Genomic DNA, 14,618 nt, shown 5'->3' on the forward strand with positions numbered 1-14,618 from the left:
TACCAACAACATATGCAATGGATGGGTTGAGAAAAACATTAATAAAAGGATATAATTTATACCAAATAAAAGAGGATATAATAATATTGATTATAATGACAATAATAATATTACCAATAGGAATGTACTGGTTTAAAAACAGTTTTGATAAAGCAAGAAAATATGGCACAATATCGCAATATTAGGAAGTGAAAAAATGGAAAAAATAATAGAAATAAAAAATCTGACAAAGATATACAAAAATGGGATAAAAGCATTAAAAAATATAAATCTTACAATAAACAGAGGAGAAAAAATAACAATATTCGGCTCAAATGGAGCAGGAAAAACAACATTAATAAAAACAATAGGAATGTTTATAATACCAGATGACGGTGAAATAAAAATAAAAGGATATGACGTAAAAAAAGAATCAAAACAAATAAAAAAACTAATATCAATAGCAACATCAAATGAAAGGTCATTTTACTATAGATTGAATTTAGAAGAAAATTTAAATTTTTTTGGAATGTTAAATAACCTAACAGGAAAAGAATTAAAAAAGAAAGTAGAAAAAGGATTAAAAGAGATGGGGTTATATGAAAACAGAAAAATCAAATATATGGAAGCATCAACAGGAATGAAAAGACGATTGAATTTAGCAAGGGCATTAATAAAAGAAGCAGAAATATACTTATTAGATGAACCGACAAATGGAGTGGATATAGAAACAAAGATGAAAATATATGAAATAATGGAAGAATTATCCAAAAATGGAAAAACAATAATATTAGCAAGTCATGATGTAAGTGAAATGGAGAAAACCGATAGAATTGTGGTATTAAAAAAAGGAGAAATAACAGCAGACATAAAAACAGATGAATTACTGGAAAAAACAACAAGAAAAAATGAAGAAAGATTACTGGAATTAATAAAATGAATAGTTCTTTTTTGTATAAATTCTCAATATATTTTCACTAATAAATGGATTTAAAAAAGGATATAATAAAAAATTTGGAATTGATTAAAAATGAAAATACGGATTTAATAGATATATTACTAGAGGTAAGTAATAATGCTCAAGGTAGAACAATTGCGGAAAAGTTAAAAAAAACAAATAATATTAAATAATATAACTTTTGAAATTAAAGAAGGGGAAATTTTCAGTTTATTTGGACATAATGCTAGTGGTAAAAGTACATTATTGAAAATATTGAGTGGAATAATGAAACCAGATAGCGGAAATATATTTTTAAATGGAAAAGATATATGTGCAGTTTTTCAGGAAAACATAGTGCCTTCTGGATTTAAAATAATAGACTTTTTATTATTTTATTCTAAAATTGTGAAAAGTCCATATAGAAAAAAAGATATTATTTCTTTAGCAGAAAGTTATGGTATAAAAAATGAAGATATGAAAAAGAAGATAACACATCTTTCAGGGGGAACGAAAAAGAAAATAGAATTTTTAAAATCCATAATAAATAAAGATGCGCTATTTCATTTATTTGATGAACCCACAATAGGATTCGATCCAGAATCACAAAAAATAGCCTGGGATCATATAAGAAATTTGAAAAAAGAAGATAATATTATTGGTTACAAATATGAGAAATGAATTAGATGATACTAAAAAAATAATAATAGGTGGAAAAATAATAGATTTCAGTGAGGGGAAAACAATGAAAATATTGAAATTTACAGTAAAAAATTGGAAAAAAGAAATAAAGGAAAAAATAGAAAAAATCGAAGGAGTAGAAAAAGTAGTTGTTAAAGCAGAATTAGATAAAATAGAGAATGATATTCAACAAAAATTTGGTAATGCAAATATAAAAGTGGTTGATTTATCAAATACAGATATATCGGTTGATGATGTTCTGGAAAAATTAGGTATTGAAAAAACACAGGTAGCAACTATGGAAAATAAAGAATTAAAACATGTTATAGAAGTATACACAAATGATAACATTGAAACAGTACAAAATGATGTATTAAAGACATTTGTTGAATACAAAGTGCAGATATTGAGTATGGAGGTAAATTAATGCTGGAATATTATAAATATGAAGCCAAATACTTATTTCTGGAAAAATCAAAAATAATTACATTACTGATATCCCAGACTATATCTATAATGATATTACTATATGGATTGGGGAAAATTTCTAATAGCGATATGTATTCACAGGCATTATCAATAGGCTTAATTCTCTGGCAATGATAATAGTTTCTATAGTTGGTGGAGTTGAATTAGGAATAGAATTTGTGACGAAACAAAAAATATATTTTGAATTAAGTTTGCCAATAAAAATGAGAACATTAATATTTGGAAAATTCTTTAGAATGGGATTATTAAATACGATAGTATTGTTATATGCATTAACATTAGTAAATTAATATATTTACATCTGGGATTTTTAAAGTTTATAATTGTATTTATATTTTTACTAATTCAAACAATGACATTATCGGGAATATCAGCATCAGTTTCTGCAATAATAGGGAAAAGCGTAACCGCAGTAGCAGTAGTAAATTCAATAATTATACCGCTTTTACAATATTTAAGTCCAATATATTTCCCAATAAATGTATTTCCTTCCATATTACAACCTATAGTCAAGGTAAATCCAATAACTCATGCAATAGAATTCGTTAGAGAATATGTTTTAAGGGGAATATTCAATGCAAAAATGCTATCAATATCAGCATTAAATGCTATTTTCTGGTTCGTTATTGGATATATTTTATTAAAAATGACAATAATTAACATATGGAAATACAAAAATTGAGGTTAAGTTATAAAAGTACTGTCAAAAAAAGAAAAAACCTTCTTGATATTGTAAAATAAGAAGGGTTTTATTTTTATTTACACAAGATTTTTTATGATCTTTTTTATAGACTTTATTATAATGGGAATTTTGACAATCCACCATCTACTAAAATAGTTTGACCATTAACATATGATGCTCTTTCAGATGAAAGAAAAACTACTACATTCGCTATTTCTTCAGGCATTGCCATCCTCTTTAAAGGAATACTATCTGAAATTTGCTTTTCTTTATCTTCATTGACTAATTCTCTAATTCTTGTTGTTTTTGTCCAGCCAGGACCTACTGCATTAAAAGTTATATTGTACTTCCCATATTCTAAAGATAATGTTTTAAGCAAGCCTGTTATTCCTAATCTTATTGAATTTGATATATATAAATTTTCTATTGGTGTTTTTACAGAAAGTGATGTTAAAAATACAACTCTCGCCCATTCTTTATTTTTCATTTTAGGTAAAAAATATTTTAAAATACGAATAGTACTCATAAGATTTTGTTCAAATCCATATTGCCAATCTTCTTCACATGTTTCTTCAAAATATCCAGGCTTAGGCCCTCCTGCATTTAAAAATATAATATCTGGAACGCCATAATTTTCTTCAAATTTCTTATTCATATTATCTATATCTTCTTTTTTTGAAAGATCACACATAATATATGGAAATTCTGTTTTTTTCAATTTTTCTTTATTTCTGGATATTACTACAGGCTGAGCACCTTCAACGCTAAAAATCTTTGCTACAGCTAAACCTATTCCTGAACTTCCTCCAGTAACTAATACTGTTTTATTTTTCAATCCTAAATTCATTCTCTTCCCCCCGTTTTTATATTTTTATATTTTCGATGGACTTTCAAAATTAGTTTTTATAAACCACACATTAATTTTTACTCCATCTTTTTCTTCTGGTATATATTCAAAATCTTCTATTGAACTAGAATATACTAGTAACCATCCTTCTTTTAATCCATTTCTTGTTATATATTCAAATAATTGCTTTTTTGCTTTTTCATATTCATTTTCTGTTATATCTGATTTTACTTCTATTAAATACTCTTTATTATTAAAGTTTATTAATAAGTCTATTCTTCCTCCATTCACTTGTGTTTCAGGATATACTTTTCCTTCTGCTGCTTCTACGTATAAACTTAGAAATTGATCTAAATTATATTGATATACACCTTCATAATAATTTTTTCCTTTAAACATTATTGCTCCTCTTTGTTTTATATATTTTGTATATCTCTCTATTAATTTATTTAAATCTAAGCTGCTATCAGCTTTTATATATGGTTTTATTGTATCTTTTATTGTTGCCATATAATTCTTTTCCTCATTTATCTGTGGTTTAAATCTGTCATATAATGCTTTATAATATAACGGTACTCTTACACAGCATTTTCCTTCACAATTATCTATTACTCCATTTAGATATAGATAATTTATACTTTCATCATATATATTAAATTCAACGCTTCCTGGTTCAAATAATATTTTCATTACCAATTCTTTTTCTTTTTTCGCTTTGTTATTATATTAGCTATATTTTTATCTATATATACATACATAAAATCATTTAATGTTTTTTCAAAATGAACTTTTGTTATTATTTTTTCATTTTTTGCTTTTTTTGTTACTAAATCATATGCCAATGCATTAGTTAATCCGGGTTGTCCTCCTGCATTATGCCATATGAGTTCTTTTACCTCTTCTTCAAATAATTGTCCTGTTTCTTTTTCGTGTTGATTTAATAAGTCATATACCTTTTCTTTTGTAAAGTATGGAACTTCAATGTGTTCTGCTATATTAAATGGACTTGCATTATCTTCTAATACTCCACTTAAATAATTTACACTTATTAGTATCACACTTCTTAATTTATATCCCTTTCTCATATGATACATTTCCCGTATTGCGTGTAAAAATTCATTCATTAATTCTTCATTGTTAAACTTTTCAAATTCATCTATCATTAATATTATTTCTTTTTCAAATTTTTCACTCATTTCTATTATATATCTATTTATATGACTTATTTTACTTATTTTTTTATATTCAAATGATTTTCCATATTTGAATTGCAGATAAAAATCTATTTTTTCTTTAAAAAACTCCATAAATTCACTCTCATTTTCAATCCTTCCAAGGGTTTCAAATGAAATAAATATAGGCAAATATTTATCTTTAGTTTTTTCCACTATTTCATTTAAAAATGTAGTTTTCCCTGTTTGCCTTGGTGCTGATACTGTAAAGTATCTCCAATTTTCTATATGATCAAGTGCTTCTTCCATTAATTCTGGTCTTTCAACATAATAACAAGTGTTCTTATCAACAGGTCCAGAAGTACAAAATCGTCTCATTGTTTCACCTCCACAACAAAATTATATCACATTTCAATAATAAAACCCCCTCTGAAAATCAGAGGGGGGGAGAATTATTCAACTGAGTTTATTATTTCCATTATTTTTTCTTTCATCAATTTTAATTTTTCTTTTGATTTTTCTTCTTCTTTATCTTTTGAATAAATATAAATCTTTAGTTTTGGTTCTGTTCCTGAAGGTCTTACAGCATACCATGAACCATCATCAAAGAAAAATCTCAATACGTTTGATTTTGGGACATCTGTTTCTTTTGTATCGCCTGTTGTTAAATTTAAATCTTTCTTTTCTAAATAATCAATATATCTTACAAGTTTCATATCTCCAATTTCTTTTGGGAATTCTTTTCTATATACTTCCATTATTCTTTTCATTTTTGCCATACCTTCTAAACCTTCGATGATAATAGAGAAATTATCTTCAAAATAATATCCGATTTCTTTGTACATATCATTTAACACATCAACTAACGTTTTACCAAGTTTTTTATAATATCCAGCTGCTTCAGATACAAACATTGAAGAAATAACACCATCTTTGTCTCTTACAAATGTTCCTGTGACATAACCAATACTTTCTTCATATCCAAATTCAAAATCATATTTTCCTTCTAATTCATTTTCTAAACCACAAATGTTCTTGAATCCTGTTAATGTTTCAAAAGTTACTATTCCATACTTTTGTGCTAACTCTTTTCCTAAGTCACCTGTAACTATAGACTTTATAATCATACCTTTATCTGATAAAGTTCCTTTTTCTTTTCTTCCTTCAATTATATATTTAATTAAAATTGCACCTGTTTGATTTCCATTTAAAGGAACATATTCCCCATTATGTTTTACCATAACTGCTGTTCTATCACAATCTGGATCTGTAGCAATTATTATATCAGCATCTTTTTCTTTTGCTAATCTTTTAGCATATTCAAATGCTTTAATATCTTCAGGATTTGGATATCCAACTGTTGTAAAGTTAGGATCTGGATTTTCTTGTTCTGGAACAACAAATACATTATTAAATCCTCTTTCTGCTAACACTCTTCTTACAGGTTTGTTTCCTGTTCCATTTAAAGGTGTGTATACAATTTTTACTTCTTTATCAATATCTTCTCTTATAGCTAATCCTTTTACTTTTTCTATATATTCATCCTCTATATCTTTTCCTACATATTCTAATAATCCTTTTTTCAAAGCTTCTTCTTCTGAGATCTTTTTAATCATAGAAAAGTCTGTTAATTTTTTTATGTTTTCCATAACTGGTATTGCAACATCATCTAAAATTTGTGAACCTTGTTCCCAATATACTTTGTAACCATTATAATTCTTTGGATTATGACTAGCTGTTATAACTATACCAGCAGCTGTATGTAATCTTCTAACAGAAAAAGATAATAATGGTGTTGGAGCTATGTGATCAAATAAGTAAGTTTTAATACCATTTGCTGCTAAAATTAATGCAGCTGTTTTTGCAAAGACATCTGAATTATGCCTTACATCATATGCAATAACAACTCCTCTTTTCATATACTCTTCGCCTTTTGATATTATAAATTCAGCTAATCCTTGAGTAGCCTTTCCAACTGTATAAATATTCATTCTATTGGATCCAGCACCTAAAATACCTCTTAAACCAGCTGTTCCAAATTCTAATTCTTTATAGAATCTTTCCATAATTTCCTTTTCATTATCCTTGATGGATAATAATTCTTTCTTTGTATTTTCATCAATATATGAGCTGTTTAACCATTCTTCGTATGCTTTCATGTAATCCATTTCTATCACTCCTTTTTTAAAATTATCCTCCACCTAGTAAAGGTAGTATTTGTAATACCCCATCTTTAATTTTTTTATCAGAATTAATAAATTCATTATTATGTAAAAATTTAACTCTCATAGTTATATAACTCTTTTGTCCCATAATATCAATAAATAATTTTAAAATCATATGGTCTTTTTCTTTTTTAACAATTTCGAAGTTAGAATTAATTTCTTTACCTATAAGATCTAATATTTCTTCAATACTTCTTTCTTCTGCGATATCCAATTTTATTGATTTTTTATCAGTTATTGTTTTAAGATTACTCATAAATTTCACATTTAACATATTATCACCCTATAATATTATACCATAAGTATTAAAAAATGCATCAAAAGATGCATTTTTTAATTACAATATATTTAATTGTTATTTCCATTTTTTATATTTTTCATTTTATACATATTCTCATCAGCTATTTTTAAAGCCTCAACATAATTTTCTCCATTAAATTCAGATATTCCATATGATATATCAAGATCAAAATCAAATTTATTCTTTTTTATTTCTTTGCATAAAATTTTCATCTTTTTATTTATATCCTCTATATTAGTATCAAGAAATACTAATAAAAATTCATCTCCACCAAATCTAACTGCTATATCCATTGCTCTAATATTTTCTAAAATTCTATTACCAACAAATTTTAATACCTCATCACCTACTAAATGACCATATGTATCATTTATATTTTTAAATTTATTTATATCTATCATAACAAAAATACTTTTCTTATTTTTTCTTTTTAAATATTCAGAATGTTTTAAAATCCATTCATTGAAAAAGAATCTTGAATATAATTTTGTTAATGGATCTTTATTTGCTATGTTTTTAAAATATTCTTTGTCTATATTATATTTATGTAGGACATATTGATATCTTAAAATAAAATTAATTTGAGACGCTAATAATTCTATAATTTTTTTATCTCTGTTTGAATAAGCATCATTACCTATTTTAGAAAAAAAAATACAACTGATTTCATTTTCGAATTTAAAAGAGAAAATATATGATGTGAGTTCTTTAATTTCAGATCCTAAATTTAAAATAGTTTTATATTTATTAAATTTAAATATATCTTCAATGTATAACTTCTTAATATTATTATTATATATATACCATATTAATATTTTATCGTTTTTACTAGAAGTATATGTCATTTTTTTATTTTTATAATATATATTTATATTTGCAATATCATTTTTTATTTCAGCAAAAGAAAATAAATCTATAAAATTTAATTTTCTTAAATAATTATATATTATTTCTACAGTTCCAATTAAATTATATTCGCTTGAATATGTTAAATTCAACAATTGATTTATTATTTCATTTACATTGTTCATATTATTTAATTCAGTGTCTTTTTCTATTATATCGGTAATATCATTAAATATTTTCATAGAAACCTTTTTTCCATTATAAATTATAGGTTTTGAAATAATATAAAATTCTCTATTATTTATAGTTCTATATCCATTTTTATAAACTCCCTTTTTCTCATCGGATAATATTTTAATTATTTCTGCTTTCTCATTTTCAGAGAATATAGATAAATAATCTTCAATTTTTTTAATTTCTTTATTTATTATATTTTTATATGAAGGAGATAAATAATATATTTTATTCATATCATGTATAACAATTATATGCGGCAAATTATCAAGAATAAAATAAAAATTCTTGATATTTTTTTCTAATTTATATTTAGTTTTAAAATATAAAAATACAAACAATATCAAAACAATTAATAATATTGTATATAACATTTTACTCTCCGATCCTAGGTATTGTTAACCTTTCAAAAGGATTATCATCAAAAATCAAGTAACCTTCATCTCTACTAAACCCATCAATTAATTGTGGTAAATATGTTAAATTATAAATAATATATTTTAAAGGCAATCCATGCTTTTGTAATATTCTTACATCTCTAATCCAATCAGGCATTTCAACGGGGGCATCAGAAGAAAATATTAAAGGTATATTTTCTTCATATATTTTTTTAAACCTATATGTTAATTTTTCTCTTTCGCTAAGTCTACTTTTTAATATTGATTTATCAGATTCAATAAATTGAGGCTGCATATCGAGAATAATTTTATATTTCTTAATTTTTTCTATTTGATCGTCATGCAGAATTGAAGCATGAATTATTCTATGAATGCTTTGAGGTTTTAATTCTTCAAAACTTTTTAAAATTTCATCTATTGCTGCATCTCCAATTGCGTGCATACATAAATGCAGATTATTATTTTCGCAAAATTCTAATACTTTTTTCAATTCATCTTTTTTCCAAACCAAATTACCTCTATCATTACCATCATTATATTTTTCTCTTAAATACGCAGTTTTTCCTCCTAAAGAACCATCTAAATATACTTTTACAGATTTATAATCTTTAAAATATCCTTTTTTAAAATAATCTAATAATTCATTATAATTATTTATAGCAACTTTTTCAAATATTTTTATTTCATTATCAAAAGGTAAATCTTCCTTATCTATACCATGTAAATCATCAGAATGAACATATCCATAACCTTTTGAAATTAAATATTTTTTAGATTCTTCATACGCTTTTTCAATATTAGAAAAGTATCCAAATGTTTCATAATATTCTTCTAAAGCTTTTTCTTTTATTTTCCCGCTGTTGTAGTCAATATAATTAAGGTTTTTAGTTAATTTTTCAATCACTTTAGAATTACAAATTGCAACATGGCCACATCTTCTAATTAATATTATAGGTATATCCTTAGTAATGTTGTCTAAAGATTTTATATCTATGTTTGTCGTACTCCATCCTCTTAATACAATTTTTTTTGGATTATCTTTTAATTTTTTCTTTATTATATTAATAATTTCATTATCTTCCATGTTTTCAAGATCAATATTTAATAATTTTTCACCAAAACCTAAAATATGCATATGAGTATCTGTAATTAAAGGAGTAATATATTTGTTTGAGTTATTTTTTGCATTTTTATATATAAAATTTCCATTCTTAGTTAAATAATACATGTAATCACCTCAAAAATTTTTGCATTTAATTTTAAATTTTTTATAATCTAATTATATAAAAAGATATTTAACTTTATAATTATATCAAAAATTAATTCTTTTATCCACAACTTTAAATATTAAAGAAAAGATATCATCATATGAAAGGAATATTATATAATTTAGATTTTATATAAAAAATATTTTATATAAGAAAGGAGTGATAGATATCTCAGATGAATATATAAACAAATTATCAAATATATTTTCATTATTGAGTTCTCCTATTAGAATAAGAATATTAAATATTTTAATAGAAACTCCAGTATGCGTTAATCATATTTCAAAAAAATTAAATATTTCCCAACCATTAGCTTCACAACACTTGAAAGTATTAAAAGAAAATGGTTTTGTTGTATGTGAGCGCGAAGCACAAAAAATTCGTTATAAAATTTCTTCTGAAAATTTAAAGAATTACTTAAAAAATCTATTTACTGAAACAAAAAATATAGAGGTGATACAATGACTTTAAATGCAATTTTAGTATTAATAATTGTAACTGCTGCTTATTTATATATTATATTTGGGAAGAAAAACAAACCTGTTGTAGTATTTAGTCTTGCTTTAATAATCTCAGCTTTAAGATTAGTTGAAGGATTAGATACTGAAAATTTTAGCCATGTTGTTGATATAGATACCATGGGACTTTTAACTGGTATGATGATGATTGTTGCTTTTTTAAGTAAGTCGGGTTTTTTTGAATTTTTTTCAATTAAAATAATAAAATTCGGGGGTAAAAGATTCTTTTTAACTGTCACAATGTTAATGATTATTGTTGCTCTAACATCAGCTTTTCTAGATAATGTTGTTACTATTTTAGTAATGGCGCCTATGATTTTTTTAATATCAGATCTGCTTGAAATAAGTCCAATTCCATTAATAATGCTGACAATATTAATGGATAATATTGGTGGTGCTGCAACATTAATTGGAAGTCCTTTAAATCTTGTTATAGGATCAATTAGTGGATATTCTTTTAACGATTTTATGATAAAAATGGGACCTGTATCAATCTTAGCTTTCATAGGTGTACTTATATATTTTAAAAAACATCTTAAAGTAGACGAAAAAACATTAAATAACATCGAAAAATTGCAAAAAATGGATGAAAGTAAAGCTATAACTGATAAAAAAATGATGATTTATTCTTTAATAGATTTTGTTTTAGTAATAATTTTATTTATTCTACATTCTGCGTTAAATGTGGAATTAGCTGTTATAGCATTATTAGGCGGTTCGATTCTTGTGTTTAAATTTGCACATGGTTATGAAGATATAGCCAAGGATATTGATTGGGATATGTTATTTTTCTTTGCTGGATTGTACATGACATCATATGCTTTGGAAGAAGTTGGTTTTACAGAAAAAATTGCTCATATGTTTATACCTTTAGAACCTCAACCTCTTTTACTATTGGGAGTTTTTTATATTATAGCAATAATTACAATTCCAATTTTAAACAATGTACCGTCAGCTTTAATATTAGCACCAGTTATTAAAATATTAGTCGGACAAGGTATTACACCAGTATTATGGTGGGCATTTGCAATAGGTGCAAATTTTGCAACAAGTTTAACTCCACTTGGTGCAGTTCAAAATATAATTGCAGTAAATTATTTAGAAAAAAATATTGGTAGGAAGTTTGGTTTTACGGAATATATGAAATGGAAAATTGTTCCCGTACTCATTTCTTTAATAATAGGATTAATTTATGTAGGGTATTTATTATATGCATGATAAATATGAAAAATGCTCGGGTATCCGAGCATTTATATTTTAAATTCAATATTTTTATTTTTTCTACCTTCTCCCATATTAAAGGTTCTACCCAATGCCAAAACTGTTGCTAATTCTACTGGTAATCCTACTTTTATTATTTTTTCTACTGTTGTTTTTACATCATACTGTACTTTAATAAATTCATAATTATATACTCCATTTTCAACATTTAATATTAAATAAGTAGCTAATGGTTCTCCATCTTTTGTTCTACCTACGCTTCCTGGATTTAATACGGTTTTTCCATTTAAGTGCTTTGCCATCATTAAATGTGTATGACCGTTTATTATAATATCTGCATTAACATTATCTGTTAATTCTTTTAATCTTTTTGAGGTTATATTAGGCTTAACATATTCTAATAAATGATTTAATGGACTGCCATGTACTAATAATATTTTAACTCCTTCAACTTCTATTTCTTTTTTCATAGGTAATGACTTTAAAAATTCTTTATTTTCTTTACTTGTGTTTTTTATTGTCCAATTTATTGATTCATCACCAACTTCTGTTTCTCTTCCGGGATTATATGCACACCCACAACTTTCTTTTTCAAAACCTATAGCATCATCATAATTTCCCATAATACTTTCTATTTTCATATTTCTTATAATTTCAACTACTTCATTTGGATTTGGACCATATCCTACCAAATCTCCTAAACAATATATTTTATCAATATTTCTCTTTTTTATATTCTCTAAAACCGAATTTAATGCTTCTAAATTACTATGAATATCTGAAATAAATGCTATTTTCATTTTATCACTCCCATACAAATTTGGTTCTTGTCTTATTAGCTATATTAACTAATGTAAGCATTACAGGGACCTCTACTAAAACGCCAACTACAGTAGCTAAAACTGCTCCTGATTCTAAACCAAATAATGATATTGCAACTGCTACAGCTAATTCGAAAAAATTACTTGCTCCAATCATTGATGCTGGGGCTGCAATTCTATGAGGTAATTTCCATTTATATGACCAAAGGTAACCAATTGAAAAGATGAAAAATGTTTGTATTATTAATGGGACTGCGATTAATAGTAAATGCAAGTAATTATTTAAAATTACTTCTCCTTGGAATGAAAATAATATTATCAATGTCAACAATAACCCTATAGTTGATACAACTGAAAACTCTTTTAAAAATACATTATTGAACCATTCAATTCCTTTTTTATTAATAACATATTTTCTAGTAAAAATTGCTGCAATTAATGGTAATAATACGAAAATTATAACGGAAAATAATAATGTGTCAAAAGGAACATCTACATTTCCAACTTTTAATAGGAAAGATACTATTGGAGCAAATGCAAATAAAATTACTAAATCATTAATAGCAACCTGAACAAGAGTATATGCTGGATCTCCATCGCTTAAATAACTCCAAACAAATACCATAGCAGTACAAGGGGCTGCTCCTAATAATACTGCTCCAGCAATATATTCACTAGCTAATTCAGGTGTTATAAAGGCTGCAAATATATATTTAAAAAATATCCAAGCAAAGAAATACATAGTAAATGGTTTTATAATCCAATTTACAGTTAAAGTAACAATTAATCCTTTAGGATTTTTCCCAACATATTTAATACTTGAAAAATCTATTTTTAGCATCATTGGAAAAATCATTAACCATATTAATATTGCTACAGGTATTGAAACATTAGCATATTCCCATTTGCTCAATGTTTGAGGAAACACGGGAATAAATTTCCCTATTAAGACCCCTAAAACAATACAAATGGCAACCCATGCGCTTAAATATTTTTCAAAAACATTCATCTTTTTTTCCATATTTTCACTCCTCTTTTTTAATTTTTTTTACATCTTTTTGGTGAATTTATATATTCTTTTAATTTTATTAGATCTGTTTTAAATGGTTCTAATACTTGTATCTCTTTCATAATTTCTATTATAAAAGGATGCTCATTAAAAACCTTTTGATTTATTTTGTAATATGTCCAATATGAACTTTTTCTACTTGTAACTAAGTCAAGTAGCAGCATTTTTTTTAAATGTTTTGAAATGTTTGGTTGAGATAATTCTAAAACTTCTTCTAAATCACAATTACAATGTTCGCCTTGAAAAAGAATATTTAATATTCTCAATCTTGTTTCATCAGAAAAAATCTTTACTATCTCTACAAATTTATTCATGTAAACCCTCCATATGATTATTTGGTTATATAGATTATATGAAAATAAATATACAAATAGTTTGATTAAAAGTTAAGTTTAGATTATATATATTGAATCTAGAGTGTACAAAAAGTCTAAGGACCGAAAAAATTAGAAATCTTTTTTAAATTACAACCATGGAAAAGGTTAAAGAGAACAATTAATAATAAAACAACGGTAATACCAGTAAAAGTTAAATAATTTCTATTTATAACATACCAAACATATTCAGTTCATGTATCCATAATGCCATTTACGAGTTCTATTTCCCAACATAATTTATAATCATCCTTAAATACTGTTCTAAAAGATTTCATAACATATTATATGATTCATGATATTTAGTGTTTCTCATATTCTAATCAATAACAGGAATAGAACCAGAAGATTTTATTTTAGAAAAATATCGTATGAATCATATGCTGCATCTAATAAAATCTTAGAAAAAGATTTATTGAAATAATCATCAAAGAATTTTGATTCATGAAAAGATGCCTACAGTAAAATCAAGAACAAAATCATTCTTAACATCTAAAGATAAATAAAGTTTTTTACCGAGTTCTTTTCTTTTGGTAGTATGTATTTTGCAAATCAA

General features: G+C 25.1%; 19 protein-coding genes and 1 pseudogene. 10 read left to right on the plus strand and 10 right to left on the minus strand.

Annotation, left to right across the window (positions count from 1 at the left end; genetic code table 11):
• The 8 genes and pseudogenes from AS160_RS00010 to AS160_RS00045 form a co-directional block, all read left to right on the plus strand.
• A pseudogene (locus AS160_RS00010) lies at positions 1-185 on the plus strand (ABC transporter permease); the annotation flags it as partial.
• Positions 186-196: 11 nt separating this feature from the next.
• The gene (locus AS160_RS00015) at positions 197-919 is read left to right on the plus strand and encodes an ABC transporter ATP-binding protein (protein ID WP_165143931.1); all 723 of its coding nucleotides are present in this window, start codon (positions 197-199) and stop codon (positions 917-919) included.
• Positions 920-963: 44 nt separating this feature from the next.
• On the plus strand, positions 964-1,110 hold the full coding sequence (locus tag AS160_RS00020) for a hypothetical protein (protein ID WP_165143932.1): 147 nt from the start codon (positions 964-966) through the stop codon (positions 1,108-1,110).
• 28 nt (positions 1,111-1,138) lie between these two features.
• Positions 1,139-1,597 carry an ATP-binding cassette domain-containing protein gene (locus tag AS160_RS00025; RefSeq protein WP_241244187.1) on the plus strand — a complete coding sequence of 153 codons (459 nt, stop codon included), beginning with the start codon at positions 1,139-1,141 and terminating at the stop codon, positions 1,595-1,597.
• Positions 1,587-2,024 carry a hypothetical protein gene (locus AS160_RS00030; protein WP_165143933.1) on the plus strand — a complete coding sequence of 146 codons (438 nt, stop codon included), beginning with the start codon at positions 1,587-1,589 and terminating at the stop codon, positions 2,022-2,024. Before AS160_RS00025 ends, AS160_RS00030 begins: the two co-directional genes overlap by 11 nt.
• Positions 2,024-2,200, plus strand: coding sequence for a hypothetical protein (locus AS160_RS00035; RefSeq protein ID WP_165143934.1), 177 nt, complete (start codon positions 2,024-2,026; stop codon positions 2,198-2,200). The genes AS160_RS00030 and AS160_RS00035 overlap by 1 nt, the downstream gene beginning before the upstream one ends.
• On the plus strand, positions 2,197-2,376 hold the full coding sequence (locus tag AS160_RS00040) for a hypothetical protein (protein ID WP_165143935.1): 180 nt from the start codon (positions 2,197-2,199) through the stop codon (positions 2,374-2,376). Before AS160_RS00035 ends, AS160_RS00040 begins: the two co-directional genes overlap by 4 nt.
• Before the next feature lie 29 nt (positions 2,377-2,405).
• Entirely contained in the window at positions 2,406-2,768 is a 363-nt protein-coding gene (locus AS160_RS00045) for an ABC transporter permease (protein WP_346774408.1), read from the plus strand.
• 115 nt (positions 2,769-2,883) lie between these two features.
• Here the strand turns inward: AS160_RS00045 and AS160_RS00050 are convergent, their stop codons facing one another.
• The 7 genes from AS160_RS00050 to AS160_RS00075 form a co-directional block, all read right to left on the minus strand.
• A complete protein-coding gene (locus AS160_RS00050; RefSeq protein WP_165143936.1) occupies positions 2,884-3,615 on the minus strand; it encodes an SDR family oxidoreductase in 732 nt (243 codons plus the stop codon).
• A 24-nt stretch (positions 3,616-3,639) separates the two neighbouring features.
• Positions 3,640-4,305, minus strand: coding sequence for a PD-(D/E)XK nuclease domain-containing protein (locus tag AS160_RS11330; protein ID WP_239525645.1), 666 nt, complete (start codon positions 4,303-4,305; stop codon positions 3,640-3,642).
• Positions 4,305-5,165 (minus strand): AAA-like domain-containing protein, encoded by an 861-nt coding sequence (locus AS160_RS11335; RefSeq protein ID WP_239525643.1) that lies wholly within the window; start codon positions 5,163-5,165, stop codon positions 4,305-4,307. The genes AS160_RS11330 and AS160_RS11335 overlap by 1 nt, the downstream gene beginning before the upstream one ends.
• A 74-nt stretch (positions 5,166-5,239) precedes the next feature.
• Complete coding sequence (locus AS160_RS00060) at positions 5,240-6,955, minus strand: phospho-sugar mutase (protein WP_165143937.1); 1,716 nt, start codon at positions 6,953-6,955, stop codon at positions 5,240-5,242.
• Positions 6,956-6,977: 22 nt separating this feature from the next.
• Entirely contained in the window at positions 6,978-7,286 is a 309-nt protein-coding gene (locus AS160_RS00065) for a hypothetical protein (protein ID WP_165143938.1), read from the minus strand.
• A 74-nt stretch (positions 7,287-7,360) separates the two neighbouring features.
• On the minus strand, positions 7,361-8,767 hold the full coding sequence (locus AS160_RS00070; RefSeq protein ID WP_165143939.1) for a GGDEF domain-containing protein: 1,407 nt from the start codon (positions 8,765-8,767) through the stop codon (positions 7,361-7,363).
• Position 8,768: 1 nt separating this feature from the next.
• Positions 8,769-10,019: an amidohydrolase family protein gene (locus AS160_RS00075; RefSeq protein WP_165143940.1), complete on the minus strand. Its 1,251-nt coding sequence runs from the start codon at positions 10,017-10,019 to the stop codon at positions 8,769-8,771.
• Positions 10,020-10,218: 199 nt separating this feature from the next.
• Between AS160_RS00075 and AS160_RS00080 the strand changes: the two genes are divergently transcribed.
• Together AS160_RS00080 and AS160_RS00085 are read left to right on the plus strand one after the other, a co-directional pair.
• Positions 10,219-10,524, plus strand: a complete 306-nt coding sequence (locus tag AS160_RS00080; protein WP_165143941.1) for a metalloregulator ArsR/SmtB family transcription factor — start codon at positions 10,219-10,221, stop codon at positions 10,522-10,524.
• Positions 10,521-11,795, plus strand: coding sequence for an SLC13 family permease (locus AS160_RS00085; RefSeq protein ID WP_165143942.1), 1,275 nt, complete (start codon positions 10,521-10,523; stop codon positions 11,793-11,795). Before AS160_RS00080 ends, AS160_RS00085 begins: the two co-directional genes overlap by 4 nt.
• Before the next feature lie 32 nt (positions 11,796-11,827).
• Here AS160_RS00085 and AS160_RS00090 read toward each other — a convergent pair whose 3' ends face one another.
• Genes AS160_RS00090 through AS160_RS00100 form a run of 3 tightly spaced genes read right to left on the minus strand, consistent with a single transcriptional unit; the run spans position 11,828 to position 14,002 of the window.
• The gene (locus tag AS160_RS00090) at positions 11,828-12,598 is read right to left on the minus strand and encodes a metallophosphoesterase family protein (RefSeq protein WP_165143943.1); all 771 of its coding nucleotides are present in this window, start codon (positions 12,596-12,598) and stop codon (positions 11,828-11,830) included.
• A 4-nt stretch (positions 12,599-12,602) separates the two neighbouring features.
• A complete protein-coding gene (arsB, locus tag AS160_RS00095) occupies positions 12,603-13,640 on the minus strand; it encodes an ACR3 family arsenite efflux transporter (RefSeq protein WP_165143944.1) in 1,038 nt (345 codons plus the stop codon).
• A 17-nt stretch (positions 13,641-13,657) separates the two neighbouring features.
• Positions 13,658-14,002, minus strand: a complete 345-nt coding sequence (locus AS160_RS00100; RefSeq protein WP_165143945.1) for a metalloregulator ArsR/SmtB family transcription factor — start codon at positions 14,000-14,002, stop codon at positions 13,658-13,660.
• Between the last annotated feature and the right edge of the window lie 616 nt (positions 14,003-14,618).

Source organism: Marinitoga sp. 38H-ov (assembly GCF_011057715.1).
In the GTDB taxonomy this organism is placed as follows: domain Bacteria; phylum Thermotogota; class Thermotogae; order Petrotogales; family Petrotogaceae; genus Marinitoga.